This window comes from Candidatus Bathyarchaeota archaeon (assembly GCA_018396705.1).
GTDB lineage: Archaea > Thermoproteota > Bathyarchaeia > Bathyarchaeales > Bathycorpusculaceae > DRVP01.
Map to the genome: position 1 here is coordinate 300,214 of JAGTQZ010000004.1, position 25,682 is coordinate 325,895.

At 42.1% G+C, this 25,682-nt stretch carries 30 protein-coding genes and 1 tRNA gene; 15 read left to right on the plus strand and 16 right to left on the minus strand.

Annotated features, from left to right (window positions below; genetic code table 11):
- Positions 1–27: 27 nt before the first annotated feature.
- From KEJ24_05345 to KEJ24_05355, 3 genes are all read left to right on the plus strand, one after another.
- On the plus strand, positions 28–1,119 hold the full coding sequence (locus KEJ24_05345; protein MBS7647241.1) for a phosphate uptake regulator PhoU: 1,092 nt from the start codon (positions 28–30) through the stop codon (positions 1,117–1,119).
- A 101-nt stretch (positions 1,120–1,220) separates the two neighbouring features.
- Positions 1,221–2,189 (plus strand): replication factor C small subunit, encoded by a 969-nt coding sequence (locus tag KEJ24_05350; protein ID MBS7647242.1) that lies wholly within the window; start codon positions 1,221–1,223, stop codon positions 2,187–2,189.
- 3 nt (positions 2,190–2,192) lie between these two features.
- On the plus strand, positions 2,193–3,452 hold the full coding sequence (locus KEJ24_05355; GenBank protein MBS7647243.1) for a replication factor C large subunit: 1,260 nt from the start codon (positions 2,193–2,195) through the stop codon (positions 3,450–3,452).
- A 10-nt stretch (positions 3,453–3,462) separates the two neighbouring features.
- Here the strand turns inward: KEJ24_05355 and metG are convergent, their stop codons facing one another.
- From metG to KEJ24_05390, 7 genes are all read right to left on the minus strand, one after another.
- Positions 3,463–3,792: a methionine--tRNA ligase subunit beta gene (gene metG, locus KEJ24_05360; protein MBS7647244.1), complete on the minus strand. Its 330-nt coding sequence runs from the start codon at positions 3,790–3,792 to the stop codon at positions 3,463–3,465.
- Positions 3,793–3,827: 35 nt separating this feature from the next.
- A complete protein-coding gene (locus tag KEJ24_05365) occupies positions 3,828–4,535 on the minus strand; it encodes an HDIG domain-containing protein (GenBank protein ID MBS7647245.1) in 708 nt (235 codons plus the stop codon).
- Positions 4,536–4,577: 42 nt separating this feature from the next.
- On the minus strand, positions 4,578–5,264 hold the full coding sequence (locus KEJ24_05370) for an endonuclease V (GenBank protein MBS7647246.1): 687 nt from the start codon (positions 5,262–5,264) through the stop codon (positions 4,578–4,580).
- Positions 5,265–5,267: 3 nt separating this feature from the next.
- Complete coding sequence (locus tag KEJ24_05375; GenBank protein MBS7647247.1) at positions 5,268–5,918, minus strand: hypothetical protein; 651 nt, start codon at positions 5,916–5,918, stop codon at positions 5,268–5,270.
- A gap of 98 nt (positions 5,919–6,016) precedes the next feature.
- Entirely contained in the window at positions 6,017–6,217 is a 201-nt protein-coding gene (locus tag KEJ24_05380) for a hypothetical protein (protein MBS7647248.1), read from the minus strand.
- A gap of 93 nt (positions 6,218–6,310) precedes the next feature.
- Positions 6,311–7,270, minus strand: coding sequence for a 4-demethylwyosine synthase TYW1 (gene twy1 / locus KEJ24_05385; GenBank protein MBS7647249.1), 960 nt, complete (start codon positions 7,268–7,270; stop codon positions 6,311–6,313).
- Between the two features lie 49 nt (positions 7,271–7,319).
- Positions 7,320–8,498 (minus strand): hypothetical protein, encoded by a 1,179-nt coding sequence (locus KEJ24_05390; GenBank protein ID MBS7647250.1) that lies wholly within the window; start codon positions 8,496–8,498, stop codon positions 7,320–7,322.
- A gap of 159 nt (positions 8,499–8,657) precedes the next feature.
- On the opposite strand from KEJ24_05390, the gene KEJ24_05395 reads away from it, so the two are divergent.
- Together KEJ24_05395 and KEJ24_05400 are read left to right on the plus strand one after the other, a co-directional pair.
- Positions 8,658–10,748: a hypothetical protein gene (locus KEJ24_05395; GenBank protein ID MBS7647251.1), complete on the plus strand. Its 2,091-nt coding sequence runs from the start codon at positions 8,658–8,660 to the stop codon at positions 10,746–10,748.
- Positions 10,749–10,882: 134 nt separating this feature from the next.
- Positions 10,883–11,170 carry a hypothetical protein gene (locus tag KEJ24_05400; protein MBS7647252.1) on the plus strand — a complete coding sequence of 96 codons (288 nt, stop codon included), beginning with the start codon at positions 10,883–10,885 and terminating at the stop codon, positions 11,168–11,170.
- Positions 11,171–11,217: 47 nt separating this feature from the next.
- Here the strand turns inward: KEJ24_05400 and KEJ24_05405 are convergent, their stop codons facing one another.
- Entirely contained in the window at positions 11,218–11,385 is a 168-nt protein-coding gene (locus tag KEJ24_05405) for a DNA-directed RNA polymerase subunit P (protein MBS7647253.1), read from the minus strand.
- Between the two features lie 79 nt (positions 11,386–11,464).
- On the opposite strand from KEJ24_05405, the gene KEJ24_05410 reads away from it, so the two are divergent.
- On the plus strand, positions 11,465–12,334 hold the full coding sequence (locus tag KEJ24_05410) for a class I SAM-dependent methyltransferase family protein (protein ID MBS7647254.1): 870 nt from the start codon (positions 11,465–11,467) through the stop codon (positions 12,332–12,334).
- Between the two features lie 36 nt (positions 12,335–12,370).
- Positions 12,371–12,646 carry a Trm112 family protein gene (locus tag KEJ24_05415; GenBank protein ID MBS7647255.1) on the plus strand — a complete coding sequence of 92 codons (276 nt, stop codon included), beginning with the start codon at positions 12,371–12,373 and terminating at the stop codon, positions 12,644–12,646.
- 3 nt (positions 12,647–12,649) lie between these two features.
- On the opposite strand, the gene KEJ24_05420 is transcribed toward KEJ24_05415, so the two are convergent.
- Genes KEJ24_05420 through KEJ24_05435 form a run of 4 tightly spaced genes read right to left on the minus strand, consistent with a single transcriptional unit; the run spans position 12,650 to position 17,484 of the window.
- Positions 12,650–13,600 (minus strand): Gfo/Idh/MocA family oxidoreductase, encoded by a 951-nt coding sequence (locus KEJ24_05420; GenBank protein MBS7647256.1) that lies wholly within the window; start codon positions 13,598–13,600, stop codon positions 12,650–12,652.
- The gene (locus tag KEJ24_05425) at positions 13,593–14,966 is read right to left on the minus strand and encodes a nucleotide sugar dehydrogenase (GenBank protein ID MBS7647257.1); all 1,374 of its coding nucleotides are present in this window, start codon (positions 14,964–14,966) and stop codon (positions 13,593–13,595) included. Before KEJ24_05425 ends, KEJ24_05420 begins: the two co-directional genes overlap by 8 nt.
- 33 nt (positions 14,967–14,999) lie before the next feature.
- Entirely contained in the window at positions 15,000–16,376 is a 1,377-nt protein-coding gene (gene glmM / locus KEJ24_05430; GenBank protein ID MBS7647258.1) for a phosphoglucosamine mutase, read from the minus strand.
- A 22-nt stretch (positions 16,377–16,398) separates the two neighbouring features.
- Entirely contained in the window at positions 16,399–17,484 is a 1,086-nt protein-coding gene (locus KEJ24_05435; protein ID MBS7647259.1) for an NDP-sugar synthase, read from the minus strand.
- A 75-nt stretch (positions 17,485–17,559) separates the two neighbouring features.
- Here KEJ24_05435 and KEJ24_05440 point away from each other — a divergent pair, with 75 nt between their 5' ends.
- The 4 genes from KEJ24_05440 (at position 17,560) to KEJ24_05455 (ending at position 19,680) form a co-directional block, all read left to right on the plus strand.
- A complete protein-coding gene (locus KEJ24_05440; GenBank protein ID MBS7647260.1) occupies positions 17,560–18,318 on the plus strand; it encodes a creatininase family protein in 759 nt (252 codons plus the stop codon).
- A gap of 125 nt (positions 18,319–18,443) precedes the next feature.
- Positions 18,444–18,555, plus strand: a tRNA-Leu gene (locus KEJ24_05445).
- A gap of 181 nt (positions 18,556–18,736) precedes the next feature.
- Positions 18,737–19,399 carry an energy-coupling factor ABC transporter permease gene (locus KEJ24_05450; protein ID MBS7647261.1) on the plus strand — a complete coding sequence of 221 codons (663 nt, stop codon included), beginning with the start codon at positions 18,737–18,739 and terminating at the stop codon, positions 19,397–19,399.
- Complete coding sequence (locus tag KEJ24_05455) at positions 19,396–19,680, plus strand: PDGLE domain-containing protein (protein ID MBS7647262.1); 285 nt, start codon at positions 19,396–19,398, stop codon at positions 19,678–19,680. Before KEJ24_05450 ends, KEJ24_05455 begins: the two co-directional genes overlap by 4 nt.
- Before the next feature lie 6 nt (positions 19,681–19,686).
- Here KEJ24_05455 and KEJ24_05460 read toward each other — a convergent pair whose 3' ends face one another.
- Genes KEJ24_05460 through KEJ24_05470 form a run of 3 tightly spaced genes read right to left on the minus strand, consistent with a single transcriptional unit; the run spans position 19,687 to position 21,967 of the window.
- Complete coding sequence (locus tag KEJ24_05460; protein MBS7647263.1) at positions 19,687–20,355, minus strand: DUF47 family protein; 669 nt, start codon at positions 20,353–20,355, stop codon at positions 19,687–19,689.
- A gap of 54 nt (positions 20,356–20,409) precedes the next feature.
- Positions 20,410–20,865, minus strand: a complete 456-nt coding sequence (locus KEJ24_05465; GenBank protein MBS7647264.1) for a molybdenum cofactor biosynthesis protein MoaE — start codon at positions 20,863–20,865, stop codon at positions 20,410–20,412.
- Positions 20,866–20,917: 52 nt separating this feature from the next.
- Positions 20,918–21,967, minus strand: coding sequence for a Gfo/Idh/MocA family oxidoreductase (locus KEJ24_05470; protein MBS7647265.1), 1,050 nt, complete (start codon positions 21,965–21,967; stop codon positions 20,918–20,920).
- Positions 21,968–22,227: 260 nt separating this feature from the next.
- Between KEJ24_05470 and KEJ24_05475 the strand changes: the two genes are divergently transcribed.
- Genes KEJ24_05475 through KEJ24_05490 form a run of 4 tightly spaced genes read left to right on the plus strand, consistent with a single transcriptional unit; the run spans position 22,228 to position 25,044 of the window.
- Positions 22,228–22,506, plus strand: a complete 279-nt coding sequence (locus tag KEJ24_05475; protein ID MBS7647266.1) for a 4Fe-4S binding protein — start codon at positions 22,228–22,230, stop codon at positions 22,504–22,506.
- Entirely contained in the window at positions 22,500–23,660 is a 1,161-nt protein-coding gene (locus KEJ24_05480) for a 2-oxoacid:acceptor oxidoreductase subunit alpha (protein MBS7647267.1), read from the plus strand. The genes KEJ24_05475 and KEJ24_05480 overlap by 7 nt, the downstream gene beginning before the upstream one ends.
- Positions 23,660–24,493, plus strand: a complete 834-nt coding sequence (locus KEJ24_05485; GenBank protein ID MBS7647268.1) for a 2-oxoacid:ferredoxin oxidoreductase subunit beta — start codon at positions 23,660–23,662, stop codon at positions 24,491–24,493. Before KEJ24_05480 ends, KEJ24_05485 begins: the two co-directional genes overlap by 1 nt.
- Before the next feature lie 5 nt (positions 24,494–24,498).
- Complete coding sequence (locus tag KEJ24_05490) at positions 24,499–25,044, plus strand: 2-oxoacid:ferredoxin oxidoreductase subunit gamma (protein ID MBS7647269.1); 546 nt, start codon at positions 24,499–24,501, stop codon at positions 25,042–25,044.
- Here the strand turns inward: KEJ24_05490 and KEJ24_05495 are convergent.
- Positions 25,041–25,655, minus strand: a complete 615-nt coding sequence (locus tag KEJ24_05495; GenBank protein MBS7647270.1) for a 30S ribosomal protein S3ae — start codon at positions 25,653–25,655, stop codon at positions 25,041–25,043. The genes KEJ24_05490 and KEJ24_05495 overlap by 4 nt on opposite strands.
- Between the last annotated feature and the right edge of the window lie 27 nt (positions 25,656–25,682).

Genomic DNA, 25,682 nt, shown 5'->3' on the forward strand with positions numbered 1-25,682 from the left:
AAATGAAATATATTGCTGAGGGATGCTATGAAAAAGTATTCGGGGCATAGGCGGGTTCAACGTACAGGAAGAGATTCATATATAATATCTTTGCCAAAAAATTGGGTTCGAGAGGTAGGCCTAGACAAAGGAAGCGAAGTAGCGTTCAAAGTGTTAGATGACGCATCTTTAATTCTGATTCCAAGCAAGTTAGAGGAGAAAAAACTCGAGGAAACCAAATTAAAAGAATATCAAGTCATTGTAGAACCTAACGATGACATTCCATCGCTATACCGCAAGATAAAAGCTCTATATGTTTCAGGTGCAGAGCTAATACGAATTCGTTTAAAAAGCAAGAATAACATTTTGAAGTTTAAAACAGCAATAAACAACCTTGTTAGGGACACCCTTTTAGGCTCCGAAATTATTGATGAAACACCCACCGAGTTTGTGATCCAAATTTTGATAAAACATCCAGAGTTTCCGGTTGAAAAGGCCATTAGACGAATGGCCGTTATTGCCCTTTCAGCGCACATGGACGCTCTTTCGATGCTGAAGGACATGGATGAAAGTTTGATTCAAAACGTGATAAGCGCTTACAATGATGTTAACAGATTGAACCTTTACGTCGTTCGACAACTAAAATTCGGCGTGGAGCGAAACTTGTTCCGAGAACTTGGATTTAAGACTCCCAAAGAATTTCTTGCAGATAGAATAGTTGTTAATGACGTTAAAGGCGTAGCTGAAAACGCTAGAAACATTTTAAATAATATAGTTGCCCTTAAAAAGATGGTTGAAAATCAAACTCTTTTTCTTAAGGAGTTAATAGACGAGGAGATTTACTTACAAATTCTTAATTTCAACTCTTTGGCAAGCAGACTATTTGAAGAGGCATTAAGTGCAACATTCAAATGGGATTACAAACAAGCTGACAACATAATTTCCAAAACTGAGTCCCTTGTAACTCTTGAAAATGACATCATAACCCTGATATCCAGCAAAAAGCTGGACCCGAACATTTCAGCAATTTTCAGGCTGACTTTTGATAACTGCCGAAGAATTATTGAATACGCACGGAACATTGCGGAGGTGACGTTAAACAAATCAGTTGAGGAAATAAGTTCGAAGAAAAGTCCATAAAAACTTATATGCTGTAAAGAATTCGTATTTGTTAAATAACCTTTTAACCTCTTAACCGCTAAACTATAGCTACAAGGAGGCTAGCATTTTTGAGTTTCGAAATGTGGGCTGAGAAATACAGGCCAAAAACGTTAGATGACATGGTAAACCAGAAAGAAATAGTTGAACGGCTAAAGAGCTTTGTTAAATCGAGAAACGTACCCCATTGCATTTTCGCTGGACCACCTGGAACAGGGAAAACAACTGCAGCATTATGTTTAGCACGAGATCTCTACGGTGAGGGTTACAGAGAGCACATAATGGAATTGAATGCCAGCGATGAGAGAGGCATCGACGTAGTACGGGAAACTGTTAAAACCTTTGCAAGGGTGCGTTCCATCGGTGAGGTTCCCTTTAAAATAATGATTTTGGATGAAGCGGACAACATGACAGCAGATGCTCAACAAGCCTTAAGACGGACCATGGAGCGGTACACGGAAACGTGCCGTTTCATATTGTGCGCTAATTACAGTGGGAAAATAATAGAGCCCATACAGTCCCGTTGTGCACCTTTTCGCTTCACATATTTGCCGCGGGAGGAACACGACAAATACTTGCGGTATATTGCTGAAAAAGAAGGCGTAAAGCTCCTCAATGAGGGGTTAGACGCCATATACGAGGTTTGCGGTGGAGACTTGCGAAGGGCGATAAACACTTTGCAAGCTGCAGCCTCGCTTGGCAAGCCAATAGACGCAAAGGTTGTTTATTCGATTGCCGGGAAAGCCAACCCTGCGGATGTGCAGAAAATGATTGAAACAGCCATGAAAGGCAACTTTATAGAAGCGCGGAGGCAACTCCGTGAAATGATTCAAAAGTATGGCGTGGCTGGGAGCGACATAATCCGCCAAATTCACACAGAAATTTTTAGAGCAGACATTCCGGAACCATGGAAAATAAAGCTAGCTGATATCATAGGCGAAATAGACTATCGGCTCGTCGAAGGTGCAGACGAAGAAGTCCAACTAAGCGCATTGCTGGCTAAACTTGTGGAGGCAGCCTACGAAATAAAGGGTTCCGCCAGAAAGGTGTAAAAAGTGTATCAGCCTTGGACGGTTAAGTACAAGCCAAAAACATTAAAGGAAATAGTTGGCAACAGGGAAGCTATCCAAAAGTTTGCTGAATGGGTAAAATCATGGGATAAAGGCATCCCGCAGAAAAGAGCAGCTTTTATTTATGGGCCTACTGGTGTAGGAAAAACAGTCACTGTGGAGGCCTTAGCCAACGACTTTAAAATGGAGTTAGTGGAGAAAAACGCCAGCGACTATAGAACAGAAGAAGCTGTAAAACGTTTTGCTGGAATGGCCTCCCAATATGGTTCATTATTTGGCGCAAAGCGGATCATACTCTTCGACGAGCTTGACGGCTTGACCGGAACAGCGGACAAGGGTGGAGTTAAAGCCATAACTGACATAATAAAAATCGCCCAATGTCCCATAGTGCTTATTGCTAATAACGCCTTCGACCCACGTTTTACGGTTCTCCGCAACTACTGCCTCCTAATAGAGTTCAAGAAACCCTCAGTCACCGATGTCCTCAGACATTTGAAGGGCATATGCCTAAAAGAAGGCATAGATGCTGAAGAAAACGCATTAAAGTTTATCGCTCAACGCTCGGAAGGTGATATCCGTTCAGCTGTAACGGATCTTCAAGCACTGGCTCAAGGCAGGAAACGCTTAACTTATGACGATGTTTCATGGCTGGGCTTCAGAGACAGACAAGAAACAATATTCACGGTTTTGCGGATGATCCTATACGGAAAAACGTGTGATGGGGCCAAACGCACCGTCAATATGGCGGATGTGGATATTGACATGCTTTTTGAATGGATATATGAAAATGTTCCAGCGCACCTGACGGACCCACACGACTTGGCAAGGGCTATGGATGCACTTTCAATGGCCGACGTTTATCGTGGAAGAATACGAAGAACCCAAGATTGGAGCTTCGTGCGCTATGTAATTGACTTTATGACGGCTGGCGTGGCCATGGCGCGGGTTAATACGAAAACCTCCGGTTGGACACCTTTCCATTTTCCAGAGCGTATACAAGCCCTGTCAAGATCAAAAGAGGAACGTGCCATGCAATTGGAAATAGGGCAAAAAATAAAACGCAGATGCCACATATCCGCCACGAGGGCTTCAAAAGAAGTGCTTCCATATCTACGGATAATATTTAAGAACAATGCGGAAATGGCAGCCGGCATCGCTAAATGGCTTGACCTAACTCCGGAAATGATTGAATATATCGTAGAAAGCAAAGAAAAAGCTGAGGCAATAAACAAACTTTTGAGCTGATTTCCTTTACCTAGCGGATTTTGCTTCCCTCAGATATGTCTTTTTCGGGCTGCAATGCCACCACGTTACCTTTGTTATCTTCAGCCGCTAAAATCATACACTGGGATTCCACACCCATGATTTTTCTACGATGCAAGTTTAATATGAAGGCGTATTTTTTGCCAACAAGGTCTTCAGGTTTGTACCATTGCAAAAGCCCAGCAACAGCTTGACGTTTTTCCACTCCAAAATCTACAATCATTCTTATGAGGTTTCGCGAACCTGGAATTTGATTCGCTTCCAAAACTTTTCCAATTCGCATGTCAAGTTTTTGAAATTCCTCAAACGTTATCTCCACCATATGCATCACGCCAAATTCGTGTGCATACACTGCTTTTAAGGTTTATGCGCGGTCTTTCTCTTCTTTATTTTTTCCACAGTTTTTATCACACCTTCCCAGCCTTCAACGGCCTTCGAGTGGATTATTTCGAAAGCCTCCTTTGAAGTTAAACCCGGTGGTTCCTCACCAGTGGCCTTTCTAATGAGGTATGCCGCAGCGTTTAAAACCTCCCCGTTCAAACGTGAATCAATAAAATCCGCTAGGTGGCAAATTAAAGCCTCAACAGTATGTGGCCTAATCGGGCCGTATTCTCCATGGTGCGCTGAAACCACGTGTATAAGTTCCAGCGGAAAACCTCTTCGAACAAGTTCCGCTATAACGATTGACAAGTGATCCATGTACTCTGCCAAGCCAGTAGTACTGTAACTGCCATTCTGGTTGACCGTATAGGTTACGGGCTTAAATATGTCATGAAGCAAAACCCCAGCTACAACGAGGTCTCGGTTCACTTTTCCATGATAAACCTTTTCAACAGAATTGCATAGCGCCAAAGCCAGGTTAGTTGTGGAGACCACATGCTCAATGAAGCCACCTGGATAACAGTGGTGATGTGACAAACCAGCTGGCGAAACATCCAGCGATAAACCGCTATAGACTTTCCCGTCGACCTCAAAAACAGGATTTTCAAGAAGTTTAACCACTTTCTCTTTAAGGTTTTTGTCGCGGATTTTATCTGCTAAAGCCCTAATTTTAGGATGAAGCAAACTTCATCCACTCACTGTTGACTTGAAGAGTATCCTTTGTTATTACCCATTATTAAGAGTATTAGATTTTGCAACTCTATCTCTTTCAATGGTTGCAACATCATGTGCTAGACGTATTGGTTCTGGAACACCGCCGCGGCGTGTGCAATATTTAACAATTTTTATGGCTGTTTTCAGCGAAACCATGTGTCCAACGCTCACGTAAAAAATTTTTCCAGTGGCTGTTTTTACAGCTGCGCCTATGATTTCATTTCCTTCCCTTAAGTAGGCGTAGTCTCTGTTTTTAAACGGTTCAATCTCGCCTATAAGTCTACTTTTTGCAACACCTATCGTAGGTTTGCCCAAAACAACTCCTAAGTGGCTTGCGAAACCACAACGGTAAGGATGCGCAACTCCCTGTCCGTCCACAAGCAAAACGTCTGGCTGTGTTTTCAACTTCTTAATACACCTGAATGTCGATGGCAACTCTCTGAATGAGAGCAACGTTGGAATGTATGGCAAATCGATTTTACGGGTGGCTGTTTCAACCTCAACAACGTTTAAATTGTCGAAGTCGAGGACTATAACGGCGCTTATAGCCAAATTCTCGGCATAAGCCGTGTCAACACCGCCTATAAAGCTGATCTTTTCTGGAAGCTTATCCTCTAAAACAATAAATTTTGAAAGTTGAAGCTGTGCATTGTGTGCTTTTTCGATGGAAAAATTATGTTTTAAACTGGCAGGGTTCATTTTTCACTTTCCCAGACTTTCAAAACGCCTTTCGAGTTTTTCCAATCGTTTCATATGTTTCTCAAGCGATTGTCTACGCATTTCGTGGGTTACGTCCCCCCTTGTAGTCTCAATTATTTTTCTTGCGATGTCACATTTTCTTCTAAGTCCAGGCACTAGCATGTAGGCTTCATCCATCGCCATAAGTTGAATATAAATTTCATCCATGATTCGCAAACATTCTTCGCTCTTTTTAGTGTCACCTTCTCTTAGGGCGTCTAATGCTAGGCGTCTATATTCGCCGATAACGTCTGCGAGACCTAGAACATAGTCTATCGACGGCACATTGATTTCTGCTGGTGTGACGAAACGTGCATCTTCAATTAGAGTGAGAAAAATGTTGGCTTCAGCATACTCTTGAAGGGCAACATCATATAAACCGCTGTGAATTATGTCTGAATGCTCTTTCGCCATACTGTTAAGCCTTAAAATAATCTCCTTGGCTTTTCCGAGAAGCCTCCTTGCCTCCTTAAGCCTTTTCTGGTGAATGAAAAGTATCGCTTGTTTAGAAATGCTTGTGATCTTCCGCATGTCAGCTTGAACTCTTTCTCGAACTTTCTCTTTCTCTTTAAGTTCTCTTCTAATTTGCCTCAAAACGGTTTTCAGAGTGGCCATTTTCATCGCTCTTACTTAAAATAATAGTCAGTGCTATTTTATTGTTGCCAAAAGAGTGAGAATATGGGGAGTGACAGCGCTGGTGTTTTTGAAAAACTTTAGGTGTCTTGCTGTTTTTCTTGTTCGGGCCATCGCTCTATTATTAGCTTATCGTCTCCAATTTTGAAGCTTACTTTGACAAATATGGAGTCTGAGCCTTTAAATGGGAACATGCTGTCCTCCGCTAAGTCTTTTGGTAAGTATATTAGGAATTTCCCGTCCTTCCTCCTAAACAGTCTTCCTCTACCTTCGCTAACCATACTTTGCACCTCGCAGCGGGTTTAAGACTGCATTGAATTAAAAAGTGTGTTATTTAACCTTTACTTCCGTTCACTCAAGAAGTAAACCAACGTTTAACAAAATGAAAACTTCACAGGCTTTTCTAGCCTGCTTAACAATGCGACACGACTTTCCTCCGACTCGTCAATAACTTTATAACCAGCTGCTTCCCCAAGCTTAAATGCAAATTCACGGATTTCCATATGGCTTGGCATGTTTTCATAGCTTAAACGCAGTCTCGAAAAACCAACATGCATATACGCTTTCGGTTCAACATACGTTGGATTAGCCTTTTCCATCAGTTTAGCGTATTCCTCGATGTTTCCCATGTTGAGACCACGCACAGCTGTTATACGAATCGCTGTGGGGCAGCTAAAGCTTTTAAGCATCTCCAGTGTTTCATTTAGTTTCTCCCAAGCATTCTGCGTGAGTGGTCGGCAAACTTTTCGGTAAATTTCCTTGTTTGGGGCGCAGACTGAGATATACAGTTGTGATGGTTCATGGCTTAATTTTGCCAGCGCTGAGGGCACTGTTCCATTAGACACCAAAAATGTTGTGAAGCCTCTCTTGTGGAAAGCGTGGATAAGCTCTCCCAGAGGTTCGTAAAGGGTTGGCTCACCTGTTAGGCTTATGGCTGCATGGCGGGGTCTTAATGCTTCTTTAAACTTTTGAGGATCTGTCTTCGGGTTTCCCTTATACCCGCTTAAAATTGCTAGTTGTGCCTTTATACTTCCTTCAACGATTTCTTCAGGTGAATCCCATAGGGGCAACATGTTTTCTTCCCATGTAATTTGGAGGTCTCCACTCTGAGCTCGCCAACAAAAAAGACATCGTTGTGTGCAATAGAAAAGTGCTGGTGTCATTTGAATGCACTGGTGGGTTTTTATCCCGTAAAACTTCTGCTTGTAGCATGGTCTTCCGTGAATCAGTGTCTCATAAAGCCATCTGCATCGTTTGACAGCCGAATGTCTACCAACAATATGGTACTTATGTTTTTTCAGCGCTTCAATCAGCAATGTTGGAACAAGACCCATTGTTATCAAACTTGTAAAATGAAGACGCCTTTTATAAATGGCTCTTTCATTATTTAAAGCAGTATTCAATGTTTTGGAAGTCTGAACAAAGCCTTATCACATCCCTTCTGACAGTTTCCGGGTTCTCTCCATCAAGCGCGATCCTTTTTATGAATTCAGCTATTTTCACCATTTCATTTTCTTTCATTCCACGCCTTGTGACTTCGCATGTTCCAATTCTTACAACGCAGTCAACGATTATGTTTGCTTTTTGAAGTTTTTCAGCCACTTTCCTGCCTTGATCGTAGCCTCCAAAATCCATTATAACTTGATGGGACTCCGTGAAGCCAATTTTCGAACATTTCACTGGAAAACTATTTTCGTGTAACGCTTTAGCCAAAGCTTTAGCATTACGAATCACCTGTTTCGCATACTCTTTACCGAAACACTTCATTTCAGCTAAAGCCAAGGTTAAGGCAGCTATGCGATTCCAGTGGGCGTTATCCACAAAACGTGGATAAATTTTGGCTTTTATCAATTCGCCATGCTCTTTATTCGCCAAAATTATGCCGCCTTGGGGACCGAAAAAAGATTTATGTGTTGAGCCAAAAAGCGCTTGAGCCCCATCCCTCAACGGGTCTTGGAACTGTTTTCCGGCGATGAGTCCTAAAACATGAGAGCCATCGAACCCCACCACTGCACCGTTTTCTTGGGCAACGCCAGCCAACTCTTTAACGGGATGAGGGAAAAGAATTAGGCTAGCTCCGAAAATTAAGAGTTTAGGCTTTTCACGTTTAATGATTTCTTTCGCTTTTTCCGTTTCCACTTTCATGTTTTCCCTAGAAAATGGCAAGGGAACAGCCTTCAAACCCAAAAGCCCGGCTAAACCATTCTCCCACAACCCCGGATAGCCACCGTCTTCCGGCGAGAGGCACATGAGCGTGTCGCCGGGCTTTGTGAAACATGCCAGAAAAGTTAGATCTGCAATGTGGCCTGAAAGCGGTCGTAGGTCAGCGATTTCGGCTCCAAACACTTCTTTAGCCAACTCTTCGCCGTATTGTTCAATCTCATCGATGAATTTTGTACCCATGTAAAAGCGGTCCCTAGCTGTATAGCGGTGTCCAAGTTCCGATGCTAAAAGACCACGCACAATAGGACTCATAACATTTTCAGAAGGAATTAGATTTAGGCATTCTTTTCCACGCCATTTCTCATGTTTCTCAACTAGGCCTAGAATTTTGTCGATCATCAATCTCCCTCCGGTGTTCAAGTCCTAAAGAACCTTTTGTTTAAAGGTTTACGTTTTCAAACCTTACATTGTTTATATTAAAGGTAAAGTTTAAAACGCTCACCTAATAGTAAATGTTCAAATCAAAACTCAAAGAGAGGCCGTTGGAGCGCGACAAAATTGAATAGAAAGGCTGTGGCTGTAAATACGTTAATAACCGTGCTAGTTTTAGCGGCATTCTGTCAGCTGATTTCGTTACATGTTTACGCAGTTAACGTGACGATAACCTCCATTTCACCTGCAACAAAAACCGGAAAAGTCGGAGAAATAGTCACACTTGTTGGCACAATAAACACGACAGAAGGCTTATACGAGGTCTGGTTTGACAGCATTCTAGTGGCAAACGGAACAGCTTCTGGAAATAATGTGAACTGCTCGTTTAAAGTTCCCACTCTTCAGGGTGGAAATTACACAATAACGCTGCGTGATGTCCTTGCAGGAGTTAACGCTACTTCATGGTTTTACGTGGAGGCAAACTACATCATAAAAGTAAGCAAGCCACAATATCCAAATCAATTCCAAGAAGGCGCAACGGCAATTAACATTTCCGTCAGTATAACTGGAGGCAAAAAAGAGAACGGTGGTTATGTCGCTAACATAACTGTCAAAACACCAGCAAACGAGACGTACCAGGCACTTGTGCATCTCTTAAATACAACAGACACGGGTGTATGGAACGCCTCAATATTATATCCGGACAATTTTTTGGGGCGTCCACACACAAATTACACTGGAACTTACACGGTATACTTCAACGGAACCTTAGCTTATGACACGTTTTTCATAGGACTAACAGATCGCGCGGAATATCACAGGGGCGACGTGGTTAGAATAAAAGCTGTTGGTTATTCATCGCTTACCGGTACTAATACAACAATATCAATTAGGTTTGGAAACGAACTAATAGCCAACTTTAACCATACAGTTTTAGGCGACATTATAGAAGCAAACTGGACGGTTCCAGTCAACACACTTATTGGAAACTACACCTTAAATATAACACCGAAACCAGACAGCAAAAAAGTTAATGACACACAAGATTTCATCGTCCCAGGGTTCAAAACCCAAATTACTCCACTCAACCTTGCAGGAGAACCTGTTCCAAACGTCCTAATTAATGCGTATGATAAATGGGCTAATGCAACCTATAACATCACAAGCAATGAAAACGGCATTGCTGTCGCCTTGTTAGAGAAGGGTGAATACAACTTAACAGCGTACTTCAAAAAAGTTAAGGTCAGCGAAAAATCTTTCTTTATCCCAAATATGTATGATAAACTAAACATAACTTGCCAGCTTACTAACCTCAACATAGCGGTTGTAGGCGAACAAAACGTTGCGGTAAAAATTCCGTTTGTATCCTTAAACATTTCCGTCACCTACACCATGGATTTGGATGGTGGGAAAATTGAGAACGAAACCATCATTTCTCAGACTAATATTGATGGTTATGCACAGCTTAGGTCGCTCCTTATAAGTGCATCATATCATGTGGCAGCTCTCCGCTACGGGAAAGTTTTCAATTTAAACAATGACACTTTTCGACTGAAGCCGTCCGCATGGAATAATATAACTATATTTTGTCCCGTTAGACCTTTAACAGTGAATTTAGTGGGCACCAATAATGTCCCCATATCAAACGCCCTGGTGGAAGTTCAAGAAACAATGGGTGGATTGCAATATACTAATTACACAAACCAGGATGGCCGATCGTTCTTCAGCTGTGTTTTTGGGATTTATAATGTTAAAGTTTCTTCTAGAGGGGTTATTCTTAATTCAACAGTAGTTGAACTCTTCGAGGGAAAAACGATAACGGTCTATTGTCCTCTGTATAACCTGCCAATATACGTTAAGGTGATCGACTATTTTGGGCAACCAATTCCAAACGTTAACGTAACCCTAGAACGTGAAGGCGTACCGATAAACTCCAAATTGACAAACGCTAACGGAATAGCAGATTTCACGGAGATCGGAGGGACTCTGACAATAAAGGTTTACTTAACAGACCGAAACCAGCCAATTTATTCATTTACATGCCCGGTTGTTGAGGCAAGGAATGAAATAAACCCAATTGAAGTTAAGTTGGCTAAGTATATTATTTTCGCCGGCCTCCTCGTTGAGACAGCATGGTTTGCAACAATTATCTTGATTGTAGTAGCTCTGGCGTTTTTCGTTCTACTTGAAGTAAGAATGAAACGTTTCAAAATATAAGTTTCCCGAAAAGTTTGAGTTTAAATGTTGAGTCTAATTGGGAAAACTTTATATCAATTTCCGAGAATTCTTACAGTAACAAAAGCGTTATGGAACGGCAAGGTTTTATTGAATAGTTAAAGGTTGGTCGTCCCTTGGCGCAAGTGAAGATGTGTTCTCCCAAATGTGAACTTTTCAAGTGTGGCAAGAATGCTGCCGTTTTCCGTAGAGACGGTGTGTGGTGCAGATGGACTGAAGACATGTGTAATGTGGCGAACTGTTCATACGCACTTTGTGTTAAAAGGCGTCTACTTCCAAGGGGAGTATGCGGCGAAACAATAAGAAGGAAAACTGTGGAAAAACAACCTGAGGAAGTTGTTGGTCCAGCAATAAAGCTTCGGGGAAGAGCCCTCCGCAAGATAGGTGAAAGAGAACTGTTCTAAACTCGAAAGTTCATCGACATACTGCGAGCGCTCAATAATCTGAACTTTCACTTGGCTTGAATTCGCTTAACTACCGGAGGTCTTATTTTTTTTAGAACTCTGTAGCCGCAGACGGTGCATTTTATTTCTCCCCCTCGCAGTTCAAGCTCTTCCGTTGAAACCCTAGCTCCACACCTTAGGCATTCATAAACTATTCCAGGAGCTGCTTTTTCCATTTTTATTCCCCGTTACAAAAGAATTTGTTTACTTTTAAGCATTTCCCCAGGAATAATATTATTTGTCTCGGCGATTAGTATGAAGAAACGCCTAAAACATCTCCTTTCAACAGTGTTGCCGTCCGAGGTGGTAGCTACTATTTATAACTCTTACGATATCGTGGGCGACATAGCCATCATACGTCTTGCTGAGGATTCCCAAAAGCATGGCCAGACCATTGCTGAGGCAATAATGAAGGTTCATAAAAATGTTAAGACAGTTCTAGCTCAAACAAGCCCGGTTCAAGGAGACTTTAGACTTCGGAAGCTTGAGTACATTTCCGGAGAGAATAAAACAAGAACCGTCCACAAAGAGTCCGGATGCCTTTTCTCGGTTGATCTGGAACGCTGCTATTTTTCACCTAGGCTGTCCTATGAGAGAATGCGGGTTGCAAATCTCGTCCAAGACGGTGAAATCATCATAAATATGTTTGCAGGTGTTGGGTGTTTTTCTATAGTAATCGCTAAACATTCAAAGGTTGAAAAGATATATTCAATAGACATTAACCCTATAGCAGTCCGGTACATGTGGGAAAATATAAAACTCAACAATGTTCATGGTAAAATAGTCCCAATAGAAGGTGACGCAAAAGACGTAATCCTAGAAAGGCTCCGTGACACTGCAAACAGAGTTCTCATGCCGCTGCCTGAAAAAGCCCTAGAATACTTGCCATATGCATTTCTGTCATTAAAAAACGGTAGGGGCTGGATACACTACTACGACTTTGAAAATGCAAAAAAGAATGAAAACCCCGTTGAGAAAGTTAAAGCGAAAGTTGCGGATAAGCTTAAAAAACTTAACGTGAACTTCGAGATGCCTTTCAGTCGAATTGTTCGGACAACAGGGCCAAACTGGTATCAGATCGTCGTAGACATCCTATGCAAAGGCTTAAAGACTAGCAAATTTTAATAAAGAGTTGTAAAAACCATATGCGTTGGGGTTGCCATGAAAAGGAAGCTTATGGAGATATTGGCCTGTCCAATAGATAAACATCATCCCCTTGAATTATATGTTTTCGAAGAAAGAGAAGAGATCGTTGAAGGATTGATTGTCTGCCCGGAATGTTTACGTTGGTACCCTATAAGGGATGAGATTCCAGAGATGCTTCCGGATGAGCTTAGAAAGGAAATTGAGGATCTGCCTTTCTTGAAAAAATGGAAGGAGAAAATTCCGGAAAAGATTCTGCTCGAGGGAAAACCATTCAATCTTAAAAAAAGTTAAAGCCTACTTTATTCTTACGAGTTTGCTAGTTCTTGAAGATTTCAGTGCGGCTTCAGCAATTTTCAAGGCTTTTAATCCGTCCTCTCCAGTTATTAAGGGTTTTTCCTTCCCTAGGATACAGTTTGTGAAGTGTTTAAGCTCAAGTTTTAGCGGCTCCTGCCAAGGGATTCTCGGCTGAACAGTCTCTTTCGCATTCTCTATAGTCAACTCCTGTGTGATATAATCAAGTTTTACTATTGCCTCGCTTCCAGTTACCACTAGCACTCGCGTTTTGTAAGGAGTTAGCCAGTTGGATTCTATGAAGGCGTTTTTTCCGCCTTCAAAAGTGAGCATGATGTGGGCGTAATCCTCAAAGCGCTTGTGTCTCATGTTTCCAGTTTTCGCGTAAACTGCTATCGGGTCATCGTTAAATAAGTAGCGTGTTATGTCTATATCGTGAATCGCTAAATCTTTTACAACGCCAATGTCTCCTATTCTCTCCGGCCATTGGGAAACTCTTTTAGCTGTTGCACAAACAAGCTCGCCTATACTTTTATTTTCAATAGCATTTTTTATGTATTGTACTCCTGGAATGAAACGCATCAAGAAACCAACCGAAAGGTATAACCCTTCTTTTTCCGCCGTCTCTATTAATATTTCAGCCTGTTTAGAGTTTGCAGCCATTGGCTTTTCAACCAAAACATGTTTTCCAAATTTTAATGCTTTCAATGCTTCTTTTGCAAGACTTGTTGACCACGTACATACACTTACCGCTTCGATTTCCTTTTTTTTCAGCATCCTTCCGGCTTCCGTATATGCTTCAACACCGAGCTGTTTTGCAACAGTTTTGGCTCTTTCAGCGTCTATGTCACAAACAGCTATGAGCTCCGTTTCCTCTAGTTCCCTGAAGATCCTTGCATGGTTTTTCCCCCAAAAACCAGCACCGATAACGGCTACCCCGAGTTTTTTATCCATTCTTCCGTAACCCCCTACCTAAACCTCGGTATACAAAGCCTTCGGATTCAACCTTCACCGGGTCTAAGATACCCTCAAAATCAACAATCGCCGCTGGCATTTTCATTAGAAGTTTAAGCTTTTTTAGATTTAACCGTTTAAACTGGTCGTGGCCGGTGAATATTACAACACAGTCTGCGCCTTCTAATGCCTCCGTCAAATTTTCCTTAATAGGCGGCAACTCTAATTCCGTTGAAAATTTCTGCGGTAAATATGGATCATAAAGGCTTAGTTTAACACCCCTTCTTTCAAGCATCCCAACAAACATTTTCAATGAGTTTTTTGGTGTGTCCATGATGTTTCGGTTTTGAGAAATACCTAGTAATGCAACCCTTGCTCTTCTCGTAGTTTTTCCGCAACTTTTTAACGCCTCTTGAATGAGGGCAACAGCGTGTCTTAACATTTCTTTATTGCTTTCTAAGGACACAGCCAAAGTTCGAAGTTTAATGTTATGGCTTTCCGCATCTTCCGAGAGTATCAGGAGTTCATTGTCGACCGTGCAGTCTAATGTAGGCTGCACAAACTCACCAAGATCCGCTGTTAACAAGCTTTGAACAGTTAAGTAGTCAACGCCAATTTTCTCGCAGAAGAATGCAAACTCGTTAGCTAACACAGAACCAATTTTTCTCCTCATAGCCTCAAGTAATATAGCCGTTTCGGCCGCCCTTACATCCATGGTTTTAATAGGCAGAGTTTTTGTGACAGAGCCAAGAAAATCCGATGCTTTTTCCAAACTATTTTCATCAAAGGCTGCAACGATTCGTTTATAATTTGCCAGACTTTTGAGCGTGTGTGTCTTCCAATCTAAAACCGGACTGTACGCAAGATAAAAGTCTACACCCAATTTCAGCCCAGATGTGTTCTCAAGAACTTCTTTTAAGATGTTCTCAGTAACATTAACTCCTACAACGCTTGTAATAATGACTAACGTGTTCTTGCGGAGGTTTAAACCTATTCTCTTAAGATTTTTTTCAATGTTTGAGTAGTCCACCCTGTCCTTTTCGTTTATTTCTGTTGGTGTTGTAACGACTATAATGTTGCTTAGGGTTACCGCTCCCTCCAAATTGCTTGTGACCCTAAGCCTTCCATCGTCCAAGTTTTTTCGCAGAACGGGTTCCACTTCTTGTCTTAAAAATGGAACTCTGCCTTTCGAAACGCGTTCCACTAAGGTTCGATCCTCATCAGCACATATTACATTAACCCCCGCTTCAACGAAAAGACATGCATGGAGAATCCCGCTTCGTCCACAACCTACAACACATACTGTAAACTTTTCGCATGGTTCAGGATCTTTGCTTTCCTTGATTGCCGCGTCTGACATCATCATATTTTCTCCAGATTTTAGATGCATTCCTCAACTTTAGCTTTTTACGCTGTCAATTATCCTTTTAAGCTTTAGACTAAACTCTCGGACAAGTTCCTCAGCCCTTTCCTTTGTTTTTGCCTCCGCGTAAATTCTGTAAAGTGGTTCGGTTCCGCTGGGCCTCATCAAAATCGAGCTTTTATCTTCAAACCATATTTTAATTCCATCGATTGTCTCTATGTTTAGCCCCTTTGTTTCCGCGATGAGATTTTCTAAGACTTTCTCCTTAAGTTTGTTGGGGCATTCGACCTTACCTTTCTCAATAAAATACCTTGGAAGCTCGCCAAGTAATTGAGAAAGCTTCTGGCCGGTTTCAGCCATTATGTCCAGTATTAGAGCTGTTGCCATTCCCCCATCTCTAACAGCTTGATGAGGTCCATAAAAGATTCCTCCATTTTCTTCTCCACCCAGCTTTGCGTTTAGTTTTTTCATGGTATGCGAGACAGTTACGCTTCCAACTTTTGTCCAGACAACTTCTCCACCGTAAGCTTCTGCTATATCTCTAATCAGCGTTGATGAGCTAACTGGTGAAACAACTTTCTCGCCGGGATTCCTCATTAAAAAGTATTTTTCAACTAGGGCGAAGGTTTTATCACCCCAGTGAATTTCTCCAGTCTCGTCAACAAATATGGAGCGGTCAGCGTCTCCGTCAAATGCAACTCCGACATCGGCGTTTACCGCTTTAACCGCTAATGCCAAATCTTTTAGGTTTTCAGGACGAGGTTCCGGAGGCCTTCCCGGGAAAGTTCCATCAATGTTCGCGTTTATTGTTGTAACTCTGCAGCCTAAGTCCCTCAAAATTTTGGGAACTGCAAGAGCGCCCACGCTGTTAGCCGCGTCCACGACGACATGGTAACGCTTGTCTGCTATTTTATTAATGTCGATATGCGCCTTTATGGCTTCCATGTATTCATCAATTATTCCTATGAGTGGCCGTGTTTCTCCAATTTTACACCATTCAGCGTACTGCACCCTTTCTTCAAAGAAAATGTTTTCAATCTCTATTTCTTGTTCTCGTGAGATTTCTATTCCATCGTTCCATACAACCTTTATTCCATTATACTCCGGAGGATTATGGGAGGCGGTTATTATAACTGCCCCGTCTACTTTGTGTTTTTTAGTGGCATATTGTAATGCCGGGGTTGGTGCCATACCGGCGAATAAAACATTGCAACCAGTTGCATTTAACCCGGAAATAACAGCTTTGGCAAGCATCGGACTACTCGTTCTAGCATCATGTCCAACTATTAACTTACCTTTCTTGAAGAAGGTCCCTATCGCGCTTCCGATTTTTGCTGCAAGCTCTGGGGTTAACTCTTTGTTTGCTATTCCCCGAATACCGTTTGTTCCAAACAATCTTCCAGCGTTTATCATTCTTCTGGACACCTTCTGAAGCTTAGAGTATGCATGTCGAAGTTGTCACGCTTTCATAAACCTCTTTCGCTGGACAGATTGTTACTCCTCTTGCTAGCTTAACATGATCCCCGATGACAACGTGATCTCCAATGACGCAATTCTCGCTTATTTCGACGTTTTCTCCGATGATTGCGTTTTCACCAATTATTGCGCCGTTGATGATGCATGAGTCCGCTATAGAGACACCTTCAAATATTACCGAGTTTTTTATCTGCACATTTTTTCCAATGTTAACGTTTCTTCCTAATACCGTGTATGGTCCAATTACGGATCCTTCTCTAATGGAAGAGCGTTCACCACAAAATGTTGGTTGAATAATTTTGCCCACTCCTTTTACTGTGTTTTGCCATCTATCGTTGACTTTTCTAAGTAAAATCCTATTTACATTTAAATAGTCCTCGATCTTGCCTATATCCGTCCAAAATCCATCAAACATGTAGCCGTAAAGTTTCCCCTCTTTTACAAGTTTTGGAAAAACTTCCCGTTCTAAGGAGACTTTCATTCCTTCCGGGATATAACTGAAAATTTCCGGGCTAAAAACATACACGCCGGCGTTTATGAGGTTTGATGGCGAGAATTCTCTTGGAGGTTTTTCGATGAAATTTTTTATTCTACCGTCTTCTGTTAACTCTGCAACTCCATATCTGCTTGGGTCTTTAACACGATGAAGTGCTATCGTTGCAACGGCGTTTTTCTCTTCGTGCATTTTAATAATTTCTAGATAATTTATATCTGCAAAAATGTCTCCATTAATGACCAAGAATTTTTCCTTGCCTAAGATTCTCTCTGCTCTTTTTATTGGACCGCCGGTTCCTAATGGTTTTCTAGGAGGATCGCATGAATAAACGATTCTCATTCCGTTTCTTGAGAACTTTGCTTGTCTTAGATGGAATGCTGTTTGACCATTGACAGCGAATATCACCTCTTTAAAATTGCTTTCATAAAGCTTTTCGATAATCCATTCTACAAGAGGCTTATTGATTATTGGAAATAAAATCTTTGGTCGCGTGCAGCTTAACGGCCTAAGCCTTGTTCCGAATCCACCGGCAAGGATTAAAGCCTTCAAAGAACTCACCGCCAATTTGGCTGCAAGCTTATATTCAAAGCCTTCTAATAAAACAGTTTCGTGATGGGAAATCCTATGAAGGTTCTGCTTCATGAAATGAGTTGGGTTGAGGCCAAGGAGTATTTCAGCAAAAATGATATTGCTATACTCCCAGTGGGTTCAAACGAGCAGCATGGTCCGCATGGCCCTCTTGGAACAGACAATTTTATTGCTAAGGCGATTGCCGAAGAAGTTGCCAAACGTACCGGCGTTGTGTGCCTTCAAGTTATACCATTCGGTGTAAGTCATCAACACAGACAATTTTGGGGCACAGTTTTCGTTTCGCCAGAAACTTTCAAAAACTATGTTAAGGAGGTTTGCCTATCCCTAAACTATTATGGCGTTAGAAAAATTGTCATAGTTAATGGACACGGCGGAAACTTAAACGCCTTAACTGACTTAGCAAGGGAACTTAGAGAAATCGGTATTTTTGTATCTGTCTTCCAATGGTGGCCAGCAGCTAGCAAGCTTTTGCCTGATATTTTTAGATCAGAAGAAAGGGGACACGCGGGGTCTGAAGAGACTTCAATGAACTTAGCTTTGTTTCCACACTTTGTTAACATGGACAACGCTGTTGACGAAGAGGTCCATAGATCCTTCGCAGAAGTGGAGGGCTTAACTCTTCCATTAGATACAGCTGACCAAACTAGACTAGGAGTGTTTGGTAAGTCAACAACAGCTTCTGCAGAAAAAGGAAGAAAAATCTTTGAAACTGTTGTTAACGAATTGATTAAACATGTTAATTGGCTTAAGAATGCGAATATCAAAGACTTAAAGGCTAAGCCTAAAGCTTAAGCGATGTATACCCAGTGGCCTAGTCCAATAATAAAGCGTCCTCCCTTTTTGTATTGTAAACCCGTTAAGCCTAAGAAAGGGAAAACTTAATTCTACTGATAAGTTAAAGATAGCAAGATACAAGTGCGGGGGTTGCCAAGCCTGGCCAAAGGCGCAGCCCTGAGGCGAGGCTCGTCCAAAAGCTTCGCGGAGCGGCTGTCCCGTAGGGGTTCGTGGGTTCAAATCCCACCCCCCGCACTAATTTACTATTAATCATTGTCGTTTAAGCTCAATAATCACGGAGGAGCTGTTCATAAGAAAATAAATGAGCGTAGGCCCCATAGTGCTAAAACTTGAGACCGTTGTTTTGGTTCGTTGTTTCTGTAAGTAAGGTTTATTAAGTAATACTTTTGTTATTAAAAGTATTACAGGTGTTGCAATGCACATACCCGACGGCTATTTAAGTCTTGAAGTTTCAGTTTTAATGAGTGTTGTATCTGTGGCTTTTCTTGTTTTGTGTTGGAGAAAGGTTAAGGCTGCTTATCCAAAATCTTTCGCTTCGTTGTTAGCCGTCTCCAGCGCTTTCGTTTTTGTGGCACAAATGATCAACTTTCCAATAACTTACGGAACTAGTGGGCATCTGGTTGGTGGCACTTTTCTCTCCGTTGTTCTTGGACCTTATGCGGCTGTCATAAGCATGACCATTGTTTTGTTGATACAAGCGTTATTTTTTGCGGATGGGGGAATATCTGCTTTGGGTGCAAACATTTTTAATATGGCTATAATAAGTGGGTTAAGCTTTTTCTTAGCGAAGCTTATCGCAGGCAACAATATAAGAGGCAAACGCTTTGTCATGGGAGTTTTTGCAGCTTCATGGCTTTCAGTTGTTTTAGGAGCTTTGGCATGCGGCTTAGAAATAGGTGTGTCCCCAGCTTTCTCGCAAGCTGGTGGCGTTGCTGTGACGGTTCCAACAATGCTTTTCTGGCATGCCTTAATTGGATTTGGCGAGGCAATAATAACAACAACTTTTATAACTCAACTTTCCAAGCTTCAAGCGGTTGTCCTAAATGGTTTAACTTTTTTCAGGAGGGATGCTGTTTGAGCGGATACGTTAAAGCTTTGATACTGATACTAGCTGGTTTTGTGGTTCTGTTGCCTTTCACCTCATCTTATCCGGATGGGCTGGAAACAGTAGCTGAAGCTCTTGGCGTCAGAGAACACGAGCCTCTATGGACTGGACTAATGCCCGATTATGTTCTTCCAACGGTTGAGAATCCATATCTTTCAACTTTGATTGCAGGCTTTTTAGGGGTGTTTCTTATCCTGATCTTATCGTTTGCTCTTGGAAAGGTAATATCAAAAACCAGCCAATTAAAAAGCTGAGGAATGCTATTCTCGACTTGAGAGAATCACTATGTAATCGGCCGTATCCGCACACATGTCAGCAGCATGCTCAATAAATTCCACTAAATCATCGAAAATAACCATGGACCCGCTGTCTATTTCCCGTCCATGCTTAATGAACAAAGCTTTTGTTTTTAAATATTCTTCATCTATTTTCTTTTCAATTTCTTCAACCTTTTTGGCCCCACTTATGGCTGCAGCAGAGTCAACTGCAATTTTTTCAATACTGCTTCTCAAAGCGTGAGCACAGTTTAAAAGGAAAGCTGTCGTACGGGCTGTGCTTTCCCATAGCTCTTTTGGTATTTTTGCTTCTTCAAGCATCTTTATGCATCTTGCAGCGTCTTTCACGTGGTCAGCCAGAGTGTCAAGCCTTTTCACTAAATGCATTAAATCCTCGCGGTATTCTGCAAAAAGCGCCACACCTTTGGAAAGCTCCTTGAAAACTTCCGTTCGCAGTCTGTCAACCTCTTTTTCAACTTTGAAAATGTTCTCTATATATTGCATAGCTTCCTTTTTGTTGTTTTCAACCATCTTTTGCATGGATTGATGGAGAAGCGTTACAGTGTCAAGAGCTTTTGTGATTTGTTCCTGCGCTAGGTCCAGGGCTTTGGCTCTTCGCCTTCTTTCAAACCATGCATAACTCTTACTTTCCAAGACTTCTCATCCCGTCACATAATTTTATGGATTGCTTAATAACACTTTTCAAAATTACCTTTCCTCTTTCTCGGCAACCCAGTAAGCTTTTATTTTTCCGTTTCGTGCGACAACATACTCCTTCTTAAAGATTGGGGCTTCCTTCTTGTATCTTTCAACGGCTTCCCTTAAAACTGGAAAAACATTTTCCCTATGAGAACCTGCAACTAAAACGTAAACAAGATCCTCACCCACATTGAACTCGCCGGAAAAATGGTGAATTTGAACGTCTACAACACCTTTTTTCATTTTTAAGTCTTCACGTATCCCTGATAAAACCTCATCGGCTTTTTCCTCGTAAGCCTCTATCTCCAGCTTTTGAACTTTCTCGCCTTCCATGTTTTCTCCACGAACAACACCCACGAAAATGGCTATGGCACCTGCCTTTTGAAAGTCCGGTTTATTTTTTACTTCTGCAAGCAACTTCTCAAGGGACAATGTGCCCTTTTCGTGAACATATTTAGCACACATTTTGCATCACAGCTTGAAATTATGGCAAAAATATTCTGCGGCAATCTACTATTTAGTTTTTAGCTATTAAGTCACTTTTTATGTATCTTCGCATGTCTTCCAACGCGGCTGAAGGAACCGGTAAATCTTTCATGGTGAGCAATCCGGCTGGCGCGTTAAGCACTTTTGGAATAGTGTTAATCATCAATGCAACCGTGCCTACATCTCCATGAATACATGGTTGTATCTTTTGGTTAACTGTTGGCACACCCGTAATCCTTATGGCGTCGTATTCTTCTTCGGCGCCAATGTAAGCTTGGAAATCTAGAACTATTACTTCTCTGCCTTTCATGAAACCTCGTGCAACTTGTCTTAAACCAGCTACTTTTCCAGCCTCAACTTTTACTGCTTCACTTTTCACTGGAACCTTTGCAATCACTGGCTCGACCGAATCAGCTTCTACTTTCTCCAGTTCCCATGCTAGAGCGTCGGCGATCATGGAAATAGACTGCTCAAGTCCCACATGTCCTGTAATCTCCTTAGCCTCAATTTTTTGTCTGAACTCCTCCACGGTTAGCCCTGCACCTATTTTTTTCTGGAAGGGCAATCGCCTCGTGGCGGCATTCATCACTCTAATCGCCTCAATTTTTTCTATTTTCTGGCAGACTGCAGTTAAGGTTATCACAAGAGTATCCATAAGGTAACCTGGGTTTATCCCCGTCCCTAAAACCGTTACATTATGCTTTTTGGCTAAGGCATCTAGCTCTTCTGCGATTTTAGGCTCTGAATAATACGGATACGCAAGTTCCTCACAAGTAGATATTACGTTTACTCCGTGTTCTATTAGTGAAACTATTTGCGGATAAGTTTCTTTAAGATAGGATGAAGTTGCATGAATCGCTACATCAGCTGTTGTTGCTGAAAATAAACGGTCAACATTCCTGTAAATTTTTACATTAAGTCGCTTTTTTAAGCCCAATACCTCGCTTAAATCCTTGTCTACCTTATCCTTTGCTACATCCACAGCGCCTACAATTTTCAAGCCCTTCCTTTCCAATAAAGCCTTAGCAATTAAACTACCGAGGGCTCCGACTCCGTACAAAACAACCTTTATTTCTTTCATTTGCGCCCCTCACTTTTGCAGATTTATTTAATCTCCAATTTATAAAAGATAACTTGCTATATTAGAACCGGGTAATAGGAGCGAAAATTAAATGTATGAAGGACCCGATCTGCAAACTTACATAAACCAAGCAGTAAATTCAAACTCAAACATTTCAAAAGCAACAATGCCTAAAATAAATGTGTTTCTTCTTCAGAGAAACGCGCGAAATAATGACGGAATAAATCTACAAAAGTTTTGGCAGGGTTGGAGGCATCTAAATGACAACAAAATTCTGGAAAATATCCCTAGAGACTGAAAAAGCCTCCAAATCAAAGGCTGAAGTCCACATACTAAAAAATCAGTGTAAAGGATGCGGTTATTGTATATATTACTGCCCTAAAAGGGTCTTAGAAGAATCGGATGAAATTAACACGAGAGGGGTTCATCCCCCTAGGGTCGTTAACGAGGAAGCGTGTATCCTTTGCAGTTTCTGCATGGCTGTTTGCCCAGATTTTGCAATTTTCGTTAAAGAAAAACAATGCAAGGATGGATGTTGAAAGTGGCTGAAAAAAAAGCTGTTTTATCTGGCGTGCATTTCATGAGCGGTGATATTGCATGTGCGGAGGGCGCCATAGCCGCTGGATGCAGATTCTTCGCCGGGTACCCCATAACACCAGCAACCGAAATAGCTGAGCATATAGCCTCTAGAATGCCGAAGGTTGGCGGAATCTACATTCAAATGGAAGACGAAATAGCTTCGATAGCAGCCGTCATAGGTGCCTCTTACGCAGGGTTAAAAGCCATGACTGCCACATCTGGACCCGGATTTAGCCTAATGCAAGAGAATATCGGTTTAGCCGTTATGACCGAAGCTCCATGTGTTATTGTGGACGTTATGCGGGGTGGTCCCAGCACCGGGCAACCAACACTTCCAGGACAACAGGATGTTATGCAAGTTAAGTGGGGTTCCCATGGAGACTATGAAATAATAGCCCTAGCTCCATCGTCAGCTCAGGAAATGTTTAACTTAACCATTGAGGCCTTTAACTTAGCTGAAAGGTATCGTGTTCCAACTTTCATAATTACGGACGAAGCTGTAGCCCACACGTGGGAAAAAGTGGTCATACCGCCACTTGAAGAGATAAAAGTTGTTAACCGTAAAAAACCGGACATGCCGCCAAGTAAGTACATGCCTTTTATGCCAGACGACGATTTGGTTCCGCCAATGGCGTGCTTTGGTGAGGGATACCGTTTTCATGCGACAGGCTTAGCTCATGACGAGTATGGTTACCCACGGACACAAGATTCTGAAGTTCAAACAAGGCTTGTCCGCAGGTTGTGCGACAAGATAAGAAAGAATGCTGACAAAATAGTTCGTGTAGAAAAAGCATTCTTAGATGATGCAGAAGTTTTAGTTGTTGCTTATGGAATAGTAGCCAGAGCCGCCCTTGGCGCCGTGAAAAAAGCTAGAGACCAAGGGATTAAAGCTGGGCTTCTTCGCTTAATCACCCTCTGGCCTTTTCCTGAAAAACATGTGGTGGAAGCGGCGGCGAATGCAAAAGCCATAATCGTTCCAGAAATGAACTGCGGCCAAATGGTGCGGGAGGTTGAAAGGGTTGCAAAAACAACGCCGGTATATCCTGTTCCAAAGCTTGGAGGGGCGCCCCATACACCCCTTGAAATTTTTGAAGCATTGAGGAGGCACAGTTAATGGCGAAAATTGTTGAGCATCCATTCGCAAAGTATTTGAGAGCTGCGATGATGCCTCACATTTGGTGTTCTGGATGTGGAAACGGCATAATCTTAAACGCCTTTATACATGCCTTGGACGAGCTGCAAATAGACTTAAATAAACTTGTGGTAGTTTCCGGAATAGGTTGCATAGGGCGGGCAGCTGGTTATATAAACGTGGACTCATTCCACACAACCCATGGTCGGCCAATAGCCTTTGCCACCGGCGTCAAACTTGCAAAACCAGAGCTAGAAGTGGTGGTTATAAGCGGCGACGGCGATCTATTCTCTATAGGCGGAAACCATTTTATCCATGCAGCGAGAAGAAACATTGGTATAAAGGTTATTTGTGCAAATAATTTCAATTATGGAATGACTGGCGGTCAAGCGGGACCGACAACACCGCTGGAAGCCTTAACCACTACAACTCCTTATGGCAATATAGAACATCCCTTTAACCTTGTACATCTTGCAGCGGCTGCCGGGGCGACCTATGTAGCTAGGTGGACAACGCTGCATGTGCGCATGTTGACGATGTCGATAAAGAAGCTACTCCAACGGAGGGGATTTTCCTTCATAGAGGTTGTATCACCATGTCCAGAAATCTATGGACGCCGCAACAAGATGCAGTCGGGTCTAGAAATGATGGAATGGTTCAGAAAAGCCTCTGTAACAGCGAGTTTCTCAGACACGGCGAAGGCGGAAATAACACCTGAAAAAATTGTTGTTGGGGAATTTGTAGACATAGAGAAGCCGACATATGAACAGTTGCTCTACACAAAAATTGCTCAAATCATGAATGTACAGAAGTGAGCCAAATGCGCTTAGAAATAATGTTTGCAGGTTTCGGCGGACAGGGGATAATAAGATCTGGGATTATGCTAGCCATGGCGGCATGCATATATGGCGGAAAACACGCCGTGCAAACTCAGTCGTATGGGCCGGAGTCACGTGGAGGCGCGTGTAGGTCGGAGGTTGTAATTTCGGACGGTGAAATAGATTTTCCAAATGTCATGGAACCTGACATTTTGGTTCTAATGTCCCAGCACGCCTACAACGAGTACGCAGGAAACGTGAAAGAGAACGGAATAATAATCCTTGATCCAGATATGATTCCCAATGAGAAAAAGCTTGGAAACGTGAAAATTTTTCGTGTACCTGCCACGCGGATAGCAGAGGAGTTTGGAAATAAGATTGTGGCAAACACTGTCATGCTCGGGGCGTTAACTGCCATAACTGGTATTGTGGACAAGGAAGCTATAAAAAAGTCAATAGCAGCTAATGTTCCAAAAGAGACAGAAGAACTGAATTTAAAGGCTTTTGAAAAGGGCTATGAATATGGCGAAAACCTTGTTAAAGGTTAAGTTTGTTCTACGCTTTGAAGAGGTACTTGCGCCTGGACTACTTGAGTTAAAAGTTTAGATTTCCTGACACCAACGTGTCGCAATGGAACAATTTTCTTTGCCTCATTATAAACGTCTGAAGCGATTTTTCCCAAAACCATTTCTTGGACAAACTGGTCCATTGTTAAAGTTCTGCTTTTTTCTTCAACAATCTTTGCCATAACTTTGCGTATCGCTTCCTCTTGTGAAGTTTTAATCCTTGAAAGGGTGAAAGCGCAGACGGCGATCCTAAGCCTATATCCATCTTTTGTTACAATGTTAAATATACCGTCAACCTTTGTTGTTCTTCGACGTACCAGACTTCGCAGATAATCCCTTGAATATTCATGTCCTTTAAACATGGTGTGCGCATTTTTTCCATCAACTCTTGTTATTTGAAAATAGATTTTCAGGTATTGGTGAGAGAAATCTCCTGTGATATCATAGAGGGTTGACTCCACAACCCTTCCGATAAGCTTCCCCGGTTCATCTGCTGGAATCGACCCAAGTTCCACATTTCCAAAATATGGTGGTGCCACTATCATATACCATGTTTTGCTACGCCATTTGTCTCGAACCTTTTTTGCAGACACGGCGGCCCTCCATTTAGCGGAGAAAGT